This is a genomic window from Campylobacter lanienae NCTC 13004 (assembly GCF_002139935.1).
GTDB classification, from domain to species: Bacteria; Campylobacterota; Campylobacteria; order Campylobacterales; family Campylobacteraceae; genus Campylobacter; species Campylobacter lanienae.
Genome location: NZ_CP015578.1, coordinates 790,573 through 804,618 on the forward strand (window position 1 = coordinate 790,573; position 14,046 = coordinate 804,618).

Genomic DNA, 14,046 nt, shown 5'->3' on the forward strand with positions numbered 1-14,046 from the left:
TCTTTCAATAATAAAAAATTATAAAAACATTATAACACATTTATAAGAATTTTACTAACTACAAAAAATCATAATATCTCAACTATTTATTATTAATATATTTTATACGATAATGGCAAAAACAATAATATCTCTGTTTAAGAGTTTAATATTTCATACTTTTAAGTTATTATCGTATTTTTAATTTTATTTGACTTTGTTTAGCTTTATAATAATGAGTTAGGTACAGATATTTAAAATCCACATTTTATCTATTTTAAATTTCAATTATGATAATATAAGGCCATATTTTTATGGAGAATTGATGAAAAATATCTTGATTATTGCTGATGGGATTTTGGCTAAAAATTTCTTAGAAAGATTATTTAATAGCAAAAATAACGCCTTACACAACTACACAGTAATCACCTATAATGAAGAGACGATCCCTAGCTGGGATGTGAATTTTGAGAATTTTGTATTTTATAACTTTGACCCAACTAGCCTTGGCAAGCTTAAACTACATTTAAAAACCGAATTTGAACAAGCTATGGTGATAATGCAAAATGAATTTGACATAATATGCGTTTGTGAAAATCTGCGTCAAATTTATCCAAATTTAGAGATGGATGTGCTGGATTTATGGGGTATGAGAAGGCATTTTAAGGGCGATAATCTAATATCTATAATTGATGCTAGAAAGATTCTAAGCTCTAGATTTATGGATTTTATACCTGATGTGCCTGTAATTGCCGATAATATCGGTATGGGAGTAGGCGAGATTATGGAGGTTCAAGTCCCACATGGTAGTAGCTACGCATATAGACATGTAGGAAATATCCGTAAAAAGCGATGGAAAATAGCTATGATATATAGAAATGGTAGTTACACGATCGCTACGGCCGATGCCTTGATAATGCCTAATGATACCTTGCTTATCGTAGGTGAGCCTAGAATTTTAGAAAATGTATTTCGTGCTATCAAAAAAGAGCCAGGCCAATTCCCAAATCCATTTGGAAATAATATATATTTAGAGCTAGATATGAAGCTTATGAGCGGTGATGAGATAGATTTGCTGATTAATGATACCTTAGAACTTCATCAAAAAATCAATAGCAAAAAGCTATTTATAAAGTTGATTAATCCTACTCTATGCCAAAATTTTAGCCGTATAAAGGGGCTTAGATCCAATAAAATATTAGTTGATATCGACTATTTTAGCACTAAAATTTCAATCAAAAAATCCAAAATGAATGAGCTAGATATTGGATTGGTAATTACTAATAATAAAATATTTAATCTCTATAAAAGGAATTTAGAAGAGCTTAAAGTGCCTGTTTTAAAGATAGGTAAAAATGGATTTAAAATGTTAAAAAAAGGTGTAATTTTAGGCAGTAAAACGGACGCTGAGAGTAACTCTAGTGTTATAATGGATTGTTGTAAGCAGCTTGATTTTAGTATTGATTTTTATCATTTTGATTCTAAATTTGATAATTCTAGCAAGGAGTTGATCGAGCATTTTGAGAGCTTATCTAAGATATTTAATAAAAAGGTAAATATCATAAATGACTCTATAAACCCACTTCTAAAACTACGAAATACAGATGATATCTTACAATTTTTAAGCTTTAATAATAAAATTTTAGATAGTAAATTTGGGGCTATTTTTTCAAAGGATATAAATCGCTTACATTATATATTAGATGATAATTATCAGCTTTTTATACCACAACACGATAAACTTTAAAGGATTATATATGAAAAATACAGCATTTATCACAGGTGCTACATCTGGTTTTGGGGAGGCGATGGCTAGGGCTTTATCTAAAGATGGATATAAATTAATTTTGCTTGGTCGTCGCAAAGATAGATTGGAGAATTTAGCTAATGAACTTTTGAATTCTCACATAATCGCTTGTGATATTAGGGACAAAAACGCTCTATTTAAAGCAGTTGATGAGCTACCAAATGAGTATAGAGATATTGAAATTTTAATCAATAACGCAGGGCTTGCCCTTGGGCTTGAGAGAGTTAATGAGGCGAGCTTGGATGATTTTGAGACTATGATTGATACTAATATCAAAGGGCTTTTATACGCTACTAAAGCTATTTTACCGATTATGACAAAGCGAAAAAGCGGATATATCTTTAATCTTGGCTCCGTGGCTGGTCAGTGGCCATATCCTGGCGGAAATGTCTATGGTGCTACTAAGGCCTTTGTAAAGCAGTTTAGCTTTAATCTTAGAAATGACTTAAAAGGCGATAATATACGAGTTACAGAGATCGCACCTGGTATTGCTAAGACCGAATTTAGCCTAGTAAGATATAAAGGCGATGAGCAAAAGAGCGATGCGGTATATGATGGAACTGAGTATTTAAAGGCAGATGATATCGCTCAAATCGTGCTTGATTGTATAAATTTACCAAAACATGTCAATATAAATAGCCTTGAAGTTATGCCGACAACGCAGAGTTGGGCTGGATTTTTCTTTGAAAAAGAGTAGGGTGTGGATTGTAAATATTTAAATAGCTGTGGTAGCTGTGTTTTAGAGCTTAGTTATAATGAACAAAAAGAGCTAAAAATAGCTAAGATTAAAGAGCTTTTTGCTAGGTTTTATAGCGGTGAGATTGAGTTTTTTGAGTCTAGTGAGGTTGGATTTAGGAGTAGGGCGGAGTTTGGAATTTGGCACGAAAATGGCGATATTAGCTACTCTATGCGTGGGAGAAACTCTAAAAAAATAGAGATTGATGGTTGTCAAATTGTGGATTTGAAAATTTCAAATTTAATGCCAAGATTGCTAAATGCTATAAAAGATGATGAAGCTTTAGTTAATAGGCTCTTTGGCATAGAGTTTATCAGCTCAGCCAAGAGCCTTGTGGCGACACTTTTATACCATAAAGATGTAAATCAAATTAGTGCTAATCTATCAAAACTACAATCAAATTTAAAAATCGGCCTAATTGCTAGAAGTAGGGGAGTTAAGTTGGAATTTGGTAGGGTGAATATAGATGAAATATTGCGTATTAATGGGCGTGATTTTTACTACACTATGAGCGATACGGCCTTCATCCAACCAAATAAAAATATAAATGAAAAGATGATTTCATGGGCTATAAATGGGATTGATGATGGCGGTGATTTGATAGAGTTGTATTGTGGTCATGGTAACTTCACAATACCAATTAGCTTGAAATTTAACCGAATTCTAGCCACTGAAATCTCCAAAAGCTCCATTGATATGGCGCTTAAAAATTGTAAGCTAAATAGCGTTGATAATATCAAATTTGTCCGCCTTAGCGCTGGTGAATTAATGGATGCTATGGCTAAAAAGAGGGAATTTAATAGGCTAAGGGGCGTGGATTTAGATGGTTTTGATTTTACTCATATTTTGGTCGATCCGCCTCGTGCTGGGTGCGAGATAGGAGTGCTTGAGTTTATGAGTAAAATAAAAAATATAATCTACATCTCATGTAATCCATTGACACTTAGAGATAACTTAGAGATTTTATCCAAAACTCATAGGGTAAGTAAATTTGCGATTTTTGATCAATTTGTTCATACCAATCACATTGAGTGTGGGGTAATCTTGACAAAGATAGATAGCTAACTTTCAAAAGCAAATTCACCAAATACTTTTTAAATTATCAATATTTTCAATCTATTATTGTTAAGCTTTTATTGCCGAGCCTTAGCTCAATTATTTATATATTTATTTATATTTAAGTAAAATTTAAATTCAATCATCCAAAGTTTAGTTAATTTCAATCAAATTATATCATATAATTTTAAGTATAATAATACGCATAATTATACATATTGAAAAGTTAAATATTTTGCTATAAATTTTATGGATAAATTATTATCACACATAAGGTAAAGTCAATTAAAATATGGTAAAATCGATATATAAAATAAAATAAAATAGGTGAAAATAGTCAAATTTATTTTAGTTTGAAAATTATAGTTTTCAATACTAAATATATAAAATAGTTTGAATTTTACCTTTTTTAATCAAATTTGCCTAGATCTATATCTAGCTTGATATCTATGATATTTATACAAAATCAATCAATTTTAATAGATATTTATCAATATAAAGATATATATTTCAAAACTAAAATTATTAATCAATATTGTGGCTAAATTCATATTAATTTATCATACTTTATCTATGTTTTTAACCAATCTCAATCTTTGGTAACTTAAATTTAACTAAATTTATCTATCTTTAATTTACAAAATACTCTATCTTGGCAAATAGTTTTCAATATAAAATATATAAATATGATGATAATTATTTGACAATTTATGTATTAAGATATTAAAATATTTGATTCAATACCTTTGATTTTTATTTGTAAATACGAATTTAAAACCATAATCTATCTATTTATTTATAGAGCCTAAATTTAACTTTGATTAGGCTAAATTTTAAAGCTAAATTTCTATCTTAGCACAACTTAAATTTGATAAATTTTAGTATATATTTGATATGAATTTAAAGAATAGATCAAAAGATTATCATCAGAAATGCGATAAATAGGGGATTGACGCACTCCCCTACTCTATTAATGTGATATAGCTTGACTAGCTCCAATGCCAGTTTGAGCTCTGAAATCTTGCGCATCAAAACCAGATCTATCTATTTTGGCTCTTTTGGAGTTGTCAAATTTAGATATGATATAGATCGCTATAAATGTGATAGGCATACTAAATATCGCAGGATAACTATAAGGGAAAATAGCACTCTCAAATCCCAAGATATCGACCCATATACTAGGGCTTAATATCACCAATCCAAGCACGCCAAATAGCCCAATCAATCCGCCATAAAATACACCCCTTGTGCTAAGACCACGCCAGTATATACAAAGCAAAATTATAGGAAAATTCACACTAGCTGCTATGCTAAATGCGAGTCCAACCATGAAAGCGACATTTTGCCCTTCAAAAATTATACCAAGCAAAATTGCTAGCAATCCCAAGGCTATTGTGGCTCTTTTTGTAACTTTCATCTCTGTATCTGCGTCGCATTTTCCATTTTTACACACATTTACATATAGATCATGGCTTATAGCTCCAGCTCCAGATATAGCAAGTCCAGCCACCACAGCTAAAATAGTAGCAAAGCTTACAGCAGATATAAATCCATAAAATATATCCCCACCTAAGACTTTAGATAGCTCTATGGCCTCCATATTTGCTATGCCATTAAATTTGCCATCACTACCTATAAATTCAGGATTTCCTAGCAAAAATGCTATCGCTCCAAAGCCTATAATAAATGTTAAAATATAAAAATACCCTATAAATCCTGTAGCGTAAAATACAGATTTTCTAGCCTCTTTGGCATCTTTTACTGTAAAAAATCTCATTAAAATATGAGGCAATCCAGCAGTACCAAACATCAAAGCAAGCCCCAAAGATATAGCAGATATAGGATCAGCGAGCAAGCCACCAGGCTTCATGATATCTTCGCCATTAGGATGATTAGAAATAGCTAAATCAAAATATACACTTAGATTAAACCCAGAGTGATAAAGTATCATAATCGCCATAAATGTAGCCCCACCAAGAAGCAGTCCAGCCTTAATAATCTGAACCCAAGTAGTAGCATGCATTCCACCAAAGGTTACATATAGTATCATCATAACTCCAACGATAATCACCGCTGCTTCATAAGGCAACCCAAAAAGAACTTGTATCAAGCTCCCAGCACCAACCATCTGCGCTATAAGATAGAATAATATAACACTAAGACCGCTAACGGCTGAGATTATCCTTATTGGTTTATCTTCTAATCTATAGGCGATAATATCTGAAAATGTGAATTTACCAAGATTTCTAAATTTCTCAGCAATCAAAAATAGCATAATAGGCCAACCGACAAGGAATCCTATCGAATATACAAGCCCATCAAAACCACTATGAAAAACAAGCCCCACAATCCCCAAAAAGCTAGCCGCACTCATATAATCCCCAGCCGTAGCCATACCATTTTGAAACCCGGTGATATTGCCACCAGCGGTGTAAAATCCAGATGCGGAGTTTGAGAGTTTATTGGAGTAATATGTGATACCAAGCGTAGCTAAGACAAAGATAGCAAACATCACAATCGCTAAAATATTTAACTCACTTTTAGCCCCACCAAAATCCAAACTCGCCCCATTTAAGAGGGCAAAAAACGATAACAAAGCTATAAATATTCTCATTCTAACCCCTTTATACCATATTTTTGAGCCTCATCTAATTTGTTATTTCTTTCTAATATCTCGATGATCTCAGACTGCTCTTTGTCAAAATATTTATTTGCAAAAAGCGTATAAATACCAGTGGATAATATCGCAATCGCAATGATAAAAATCCCGCAAATTATCCCAAGAGTAATAGAGCTAGGCCCTATTTTGTATCCTAAAATATCGGGATAAAAGCCAATAGCTAGTATAAAAGCGAAAAATATAGCTAAAATTCCGCAACTCATCACAATACAAAATATATTTCTAAAAGCGATAAATTTAGCATATCTCTTTAAAATATCGTGATTTTTCATCTTCTCTCCTTATTAAATTTGACTCTAATTCTATCTCAATTATAAGGATTAATCAATAATTTTATCTTATTAAAATATTAATTTAAATTTATATTAATAGTATTAAGGATATATAAATTTATTCTATATTTCTGTTTATTATTTTTATTTTTTATAAATATTATATTGTTATATTATAAAAAATGTGTATAGAAGCGATCAATTATATTTGATTTAATTATATAATGAATTTAAATATATAAGATAATTTAATCTAATAATAGCTAAAATTTAAATTTGAATTTTAAAATAGATTTTTAAGCACTACTCATCAAATCTAGAAGCGCTTTGAATTTTGCTTTTGGTATTTTCTAATGAGTCATTTTCTACAATTGAGATAATCCCTTTTAAAAGTTTGATGGACGCTTCTATCTCTACTTTTCTAGTGGATATGCTCTCTACATTTGCCCCTACGCTAACGCCCTTTGTCTGGCCATATTTGTATAAAAACTCAAACATATCAAGGCTTAATTTCACAGAGTTTTCTAATGGATCATTACTATCAAAGATTCTACGCTTAGATAATTCGCTTATAGATATTCCTAGCCACTGCATAAATTCAAAAGTCTTTTCATTACCACATGGTGTAAATGTAAAAATTATCGGAGTATTCTTAATCCCTAAAACAGCAAAATCATCTAAAAATTTCTTAGCAGTCTCAATATCATAAACCGCTTGAGTGATGAAAAACTCACACCCCTTCACTCTCTTAGAGGCCACTCGTAGATCTTCATTATTTTTTTTCATATGGCGCTCTGGAATGCAGATGCCACCAAGCGTTAGTGTATTTGCGATCTCTTTTTTCATCTTATAGGCTTCATTTAGAGCAAGTCTAGGAGTATCACTAGCTGAGCTAGCCCCTACAAATACGCTTATAGCATTACTATGAGATAGCAAAAAATCTCTAAATTCGCTCTTATCATAGTTGCCAACAGCCTTATATATCACAGATTCATAGCGATTTTGTAAATAATCCTTAGCATAAATTTCAGGATTTATCGTTCGGACAAATTCAAATGTCCTATTATCTGAGTTACGACTACTCTCATCTTGTAAATCATAGATTACTAAGCCATCTATCTTTATCCCTTCAAGCCTTTGAAGTTGCTTTAAGGCTATCTCTTTAGCTTTATCTTCGCTTAGACTAATTTTGGGCGGAGTAAGACCATATAAAATAATTCCCGATCTACCTTGTTTTATCTTATCTTTTAGCATATATCTCCAAATTTACTTAGTAGAGCTAACCGAAGTTAGCTCTGTAAATAAATTAACTCATACGGACTATTTTAACCGCTTTTACCATATTTTCTAGGCTTGGCTTTACCTCTTGCCATTTGCGTGTTTTTAATCCGCAATCTGGATTTATCCATAGTTGAGACTTAGGTAGAACTTCTAAAAGCGCATTTATCTGAGTTGCTATCTCTTCGACCGTAGGAATTCTAGGACTATGAATATCATATACGCCTGGACCAACTTCTTGCTTATAGCCAACTGATTTAAATATTTTTAATAGCTCATTTCCACTTCTAGCAGTCTCTATGCTGATTACATCAGCGTCCATTGCTTCAATGGTTTTGATAATATCGTTAAATTCAGAATAGCACATATGTGTGTGAATCTGTGTAGATGCTTTTGCTACGCTAACGCTTAATTTAAAGCAATCAACGGCGAATTTTTCATATGCTGCGATATTCTCTTTGCGAAGTGGATATCCCTCTTTAAATGCTGCTTCATCAACTTGAATGATCTTAATACCAGCTTTTTGTAAATCGTCAATCTCATCATAGATACAAAGCGCAAGCTCTTTAGCTATCTCGCTTCTTGGCTTATCATCTCTAACAAAGCTCCAATTTAGGATAGTTACAGGGCCTGTTAGCATACCTTTCATAATCTTTGAAGTTTTGCTTTGAGCGTATTTGATCCAATCCACAGTCATAGGTGCTGGGCGACTCACATCACCAAAAAGAAGTGGTGGCTTAACACATCTACTACCATAGCTTTGAACCCAACCATTAGCACTGAATGCGTAGCCTTTTAGCTGTTCGCCAAAATACTCAACCATATCATTTCTCTCAGGCTCACCATGGACTAATACATCCAATCCGCACTCTTCTTGGAATTTGATACAGTCATCAATATATTTTTTAATCTCACTCTCATATGACTCTTTTGTGATTAGAGATTTTTTATATGCGTTACGGACTTGTCTAAGCTCTGGAGTTTGTGGGAAGCTACCTATTGTAGTAGTAGGAAGTTCAGGTAGATTAAAGGCGGCTTTTTGGATTTTAATACGCTCTTCATAGGCTGTATCTCTATCAAATTTATTTAATGATTTTACCCTATTTTGGACATTTATATCATTGATTAATTCTGAAGTTTTTCTTGAAGCAACTGCTGAGCGATTAGCCTCAATCAACGAGCTACCAATCTCACAAAAATCACCACCATTTACCAATTTTTTTAGAAGTCTAAGCTCGGTAAGCTTCTCAACACCAAAGGCTAGCCACTCTTTTATAGCTAAATTCTCTTCATACTTTAAAGTATATGGAACATGTAAAAGCGAACACGAAGTGCCAATATATAGGCGATCATCTGGGATAAATTCTTTTATGTTATTTACGATTTGAGCCTTAGCATCAAGGTTGCTAACCCATACATTTCTACCATCTATCAAGCCAGCAAAAAGCACTTTATCACTCTTAGATAGTATTTTAAGAGCTTTATCTTGTGAAGAGGCATGGACAAAATCCAAACCAATAGCCCAAATTTTGCTTTTAACTACCTCTTCAACCGCTTCATTAGCATGCTCAAAATAGGTCATAAATATGATTTTAACATTATTTGCAGCAGCGGCTAAAGCGTCATAAATTGGGACTATTTTGCTAGCTAACTCACTAGCTTTATCAGTTACAAATATCGGCTCATCAATTTGGATTATAACTTCATTATCAAGTTTTGAAAGCTCATTAATTAGTTTGATATACTCAGCTTTCAAGCTCTCAAGATGATCAAATGCGTTACTCCCATCTGTTGTTTTACTAAGTGCTAAAAATGTAATAGGGCCGATTAAATTTATCTTAGCGTTATCTACGCCAGCTTCTTTGGCCTCTTTGTATTCTGCGACAATCTTACTACTATCTAATTTAAATTTGGTATCACGGCTAAGCTCAGGGACGATATAATGGTAGTTTGTATTAAACCATTTTGTCATCTCCATAGCTACGCTATTAGCATTTCCTCTAGCCATTGAGAAGTATAGATCATAGCCATTTAATCCATTAAAGCGTGGCGGAATAGCGCCAAAAGTTATGATATTATCAAGCATTAAATCATAATATGAGAAGTCATTAACACTGATTAAATCAACTTTAGCCTCTAGCTGATACCCCCAGTGGCGTTTTTTAAGCTCGCTAGCTACCTTTTGGACTTCACCAAAGCTACTTTTACCAGCCCAGAAATTCTCAAGGGCGAATTTTAACTCTCTTTGTTCTCCGATTCTAGGAAATCCTGTTACAAAACTTTTTGACATATTATTATCCTTAATATAATTATTTTAAAAAATTAAATTTAAATTCTACCATTAATAAAATCACGCATTTCGAAAAAAACAAGCGGAGGCCGCAATCCATGAAATCTATAAAATTGACTAAAATCACTAAAATAAAATTTTTTTAATTTCAGTAGCGCTATACGAGTTTTACGCCTAAATATACAGTTACAATGTGTAGGGAAAGCAACCATAAAGACCAAATATGATATAGCATTTATAAATGAGAGCTGCAAACTAACCAAAAATATAAATTTATCTTTATATAAAGCTTTAGAAATAGTATTATAAGCAAGCACACATGGGACAGCTCATAGCCTTTATATCCTTAAAAAATTTAAAATTTGGCGGGAATTTTAGCAAAAATCTCATAAATACTAGCTGAAATAGCCTTGCTTTAAGCAAGGACTATTAGCTCTCTTTAAAGAGTTTTGAAGCTAAGATTTGAACCTTATCTTGATCGCTTGATTTTTTCATTGTTTTAAAGATTTTATTTAGATAGCCTTCAAAAAATTCATGATTGTTTATTGATTTTTCGTTTGGAGATTTTACCACAGCACTATACTCTCCATCGCTACCTAACTCAAATGCCAACTCATTATCTTGAAGTTGTAAGCGTAAAATTTCGCCCAATTTGCCTTGAGATACAGAGTCTGTAATAGGCGTCATAAGCTCCAATCTTCTTTCTAAATTTCTAGGCATCCAATCAGCGCTACTTATATAAAATTTAGGATTAGCGTGTTTAAAATAGAATATTCTAGCGTGTTCAAGATATTTACCGATTATCGATCTAACCTTGATATTTTCGCTCATTCCTAGCACGCCTGGGCGAAGGCAGCATATACCTCTGATTATTAAATTTATCTGTACTCCAGCATTGCTAGCTTCATATAAAGCCTTGATAACATCGCTATCTACTAGAGCATTCATCTTAGCTATGATTCTACCCTCGCTACCCATTTTGGCTTCGTTTTTAATCATTGCTATTACACGCTCTTTAATCTGCATCGGTGACATAGATAGCTCATTTAATCTACGATTTTTGCTAAATCCAGATAGAATATGGAAAAATGTAGTTGTATCCTTAGCTAGATCATCTCTTGAAGTAAAATAGCTAATATCTGTGTAAATTTTTGCGCTACTTCCATTGTAATTACCAGTGCCTAGATGGATATAGAAATTCAGTTTATCCCCAACTTGGCGTATAACTTGGCTAACCTTAGCATGGACTTTAAACCCAGTGATTCCATAAATCACATGAGCGCCGGCATTTTCAAGTGCTTTTGCCCAATGAAGGTTATTTTCTTCATCAAATCTAGCTTTTAACTCCACCATTACAGTAACTTGCTTGCCTTCATTTGCTGCATCTATTAATGCTTGAATTATAGCTGAGTTTTTCTCAACTCTATAAAGGGTCATTCTAATAGATATAACTTTTGGATCTTTGGCTGCTTCTTTGATAAATTGAGTCACCGGATCAAAGCTCTCATATGGGTGAAACAACAACACATCTTCTTTATCAATAGCATCAAACATAGAGACATTCTGACCAAATGGCGGTAGAGTTTTAGGCGTATATGGTGGTAATAAAAGATGTGAAAATTCCTTATCAGATATAATTTGCCAAAGCGACCCAAGAGTCAAAGGAATACTATACTCATATATATCTTTATAGAAAATTTTCATATGTAAATTTAGAAAATCCAAAATTTCAGGATCACAACCAGAGGCTATCTGTAATCTTACAAAGGCACCCTTACGGCGGAGCTTCAAGCCCTGTTCTAAAATAAGCATAAAATCATCAGCCTCTTCTTCTTCTATAACCATATCAGCATTTCTAGTAACCCTAAACGCACAGCTACTAAGCAATCTATAACCCGGAAATATCTCTTCAGCGTGCCTATGGACTATACTCTCAATAGGCACATAAATCCCATCACCAGCATAGTAAAATCTAGGCAATACCCTACTAATCCTAATCATCCCAAATTTAACAATCTCAGGATGCGCATCATCACAAAGCTTCACAGCCAGAGCAAAACTAAGATTATTAAGATGCGGAAATGGATGAGTAGGATCTACAGCGATAGGGACTATCACAGGTAAGATATTTGAGAAGAAATACTCATCTGCCCTAGCCTTAACTTCATCATTTAACTCTTCATAATTTTGGATATGTAGCCCTTGTTCAGCAAGCTTGCTTACTGTATCTTTGTAGTATGCTTCTAAGATCTCTTGTTCATCTTTTAGATATTTTCTAATCTCTCTTAACTGATCCAAAGGCGTCATCTCATCACTACCACTCACTACTATACCAGCAGCAAATAACTGCTTAAGCCCAGCTATCCTAATCATATAAAATTCATCTAAATTTGTACAATATATCGCTATAAATTTCAGCTTTTCTAATAGCGGAAGATCTTTGTTACATTGTGCTAAAACTCTAGAATTAAATCTAAGCCAAGATAGCTCACGATTGATAAACATATCTTTATTTTCCATCTATTGATCCTTCTTACTATTTTTATTACCAAATTCACGCAAAAATCTAGCTTGAGTTTTAAACCACTCTTTAAGCTCCATAAGTGGATATCCGCCATACTCTTTAGAGCCTTCAATGCTCTTTGATACAGCACCACGCCCAGCAATCTTAGCAAAATCACCTATGCTTAGATGCCCTGCGGTTCCGCTTTGACCGCCCATTATTACATTGCGACCAAGCTTTGTGCTACCTGCTAAACCAACTTGAGAGACCAAGATACTGCCATAGCCGATTTCACAATTGTGGCCTATTTGGACTAGGTTATCAATTTTTGAGTATTTACGCACAATTGTCGGCTCAAAAACTCCTCTATCTATCGTGGTACAAGCGCCAATTTCTACGCAATCTTCTAAGATCACCCATCCATTGTGATATATCTTAATGTGTTCGCCAGTTTTGGTATGTGCGTAGCCAAAACCATCGCTACCGATGACTGAATTTGCGTTAATTATACACTCATTGCCTATTACGCTATCAGCGTAGATTGTAACATTTGGGTGGATTATACAATCACTGCCGATTGTTACATTATCACCTATATATGCTCCGGGCATTATTAGGCTATTTTTGCCTATAGTTACGCCACTTCCTATATAGGCATTTGGCATTATAGTTACGCTCTCATCTATATTTGATGGTTTAAATTCTCTAATCAATGGCTTTGAGAAGTATTTTGATAAGATAGCAAAGGCAAGATGGGGATTTTCTACCACAACCGCCCTACTCTTTACCATATCAACCATATCTTTACTCACTAGCACGGCACCAGCCTTACAATCAGCTAGATATTTTGTATTTTTAGGTGAATCACAATAGCTCATTTGAGCCCTTTGAGCTAACGCCAAGGAGCTAAGAGAGACAATCTCGATATCATCACCGCTAAATTCTAATCCTAAAATAGAGTAAATTTGACTTAATTTCATCATACTTCCATCATTACTGAGCCACTTCGGACTATTTGTATTGGGTTATATTTTTTCATAACTTTAATAAAACAATCAATTCTAGCAGAGTTATCACAACCCATTATTATTATGTATTGTTCATTTGCGTTAGCTACTATAGCGTTATATGATTTTAATATCGCATCAAGTCCGCTAAAATCCTCATTTAGCGAAATTTTGATAAGCGCCATCTCTTTTTCTACATATTCGCCACTATCATCTATAACTTTATAAGTTGGTATGAGTTTGTGAAGTTGCTTAACGATCTGCTCAAATACTCTAGCATCGCCACTTGTGGTGATCGTAACCCTAGAAAATTCACTCTCTGGCACAGGAGCTACAGTCAAAGAGTCTATATTGTACCCACGCCCTGAAAATAGCCCAACTATACGGCTTAAAACCCCGTGTTCATTTAATACAATTGCAGAAATAACCCTTCTCATT

The 14,046-nt window shown here is 33.4% G+C and carries 10 protein-coding genes; 3 read left to right on the forward strand and 7 right to left on the reverse strand.

Features of this window, described 5'->3' with window-relative positions:
* Positions 1-304 precede the first annotated feature (304 nt).
* The 3 genes from CLAN_RS04025 to trmA are packed head-to-tail and all read left to right on the forward strand — an operon-like array spanning position 305 to position 3,587.
* Entirely contained in the window at positions 305-1,726 is a 1,422-nt protein-coding gene (locus CLAN_RS04025; protein ID WP_096016002.1) for a COG3400 family protein, read from the forward strand.
* Between the two features lie 10 nt (positions 1,727-1,736).
* Positions 1,737-2,483, forward strand: a complete 747-nt coding sequence (locus tag CLAN_RS04030) for an SDR family NAD(P)-dependent oxidoreductase (protein ID WP_096013241.1) — start codon at positions 1,737-1,739, stop codon at positions 2,481-2,483.
* A gap of 3 nt (positions 2,484-2,486) precedes the next feature.
* Complete coding sequence (gene trmA, locus CLAN_RS04035; protein WP_100590654.1) at positions 2,487-3,587, forward strand: tRNA (uridine(54)-C5)-methyltransferase TrmA; 1,101 nt, start codon at positions 2,487-2,489, stop codon at positions 3,585-3,587.
* A 961-nt stretch (positions 3,588-4,548) separates the two neighbouring features.
* Here the strand turns inward: trmA and CLAN_RS04040 are convergent.
* The 7 genes from CLAN_RS04040 to ilvN form a co-directional block, all read right to left on the reverse strand.
* Entirely contained in the window at positions 4,549-6,192 is a 1,644-nt protein-coding gene (locus CLAN_RS04040) for a cation acetate symporter (protein WP_096016000.1), read from the reverse strand.
* On the reverse strand, positions 6,189-6,530 hold the full coding sequence (locus CLAN_RS04045) for a DUF485 domain-containing protein (protein WP_096013238.1): 342 nt from the start codon (positions 6,528-6,530) through the stop codon (positions 6,189-6,191). Before CLAN_RS04045 ends, CLAN_RS04040 begins: the two co-directional genes overlap by 4 nt.
* A 303-nt stretch (positions 6,531-6,833) precedes the next feature.
* Positions 6,834-7,784 carry a methylenetetrahydrofolate reductase gene (locus tag CLAN_RS04050; RefSeq protein ID WP_100590655.1) on the reverse strand — a complete coding sequence of 317 codons (951 nt, stop codon included), beginning with the start codon at positions 7,782-7,784 and terminating at the stop codon, positions 6,834-6,836.
* Positions 7,785-7,836: 52 nt separating this feature from the next.
* Positions 7,837-10,098 (reverse strand): 5-methyltetrahydropteroyltriglutamate--homocysteine S-methyltransferase, encoded by a 2,262-nt coding sequence (gene metE, locus CLAN_RS04055; protein WP_100590656.1) that lies wholly within the window; start codon positions 10,096-10,098, stop codon positions 7,837-7,839.
* Positions 10,099-10,527: 429 nt separating this feature from the next.
* Positions 10,528-12,618 (reverse strand): RNA degradosome polyphosphate kinase, encoded by a 2,091-nt coding sequence (locus CLAN_RS04065; RefSeq protein WP_100590657.1) that lies wholly within the window; start codon positions 12,616-12,618, stop codon positions 10,528-10,530.
* On the reverse strand, positions 12,619-13,581 hold the full coding sequence (lpxD, locus tag CLAN_RS04070) for a UDP-3-O-(3-hydroxymyristoyl)glucosamine N-acyltransferase (protein WP_096015995.1): 963 nt from the start codon (positions 13,579-13,581) through the stop codon (positions 12,619-12,621).
* A complete protein-coding gene (gene ilvN, locus CLAN_RS04075; protein WP_086243691.1) occupies positions 13,581-14,045 on the reverse strand; it encodes an acetolactate synthase small subunit in 465 nt (154 codons plus the stop codon). Before ilvN ends, lpxD begins: the two co-directional genes overlap by 1 nt.
* Position 14,046 lies beyond the last annotated feature (1 nt).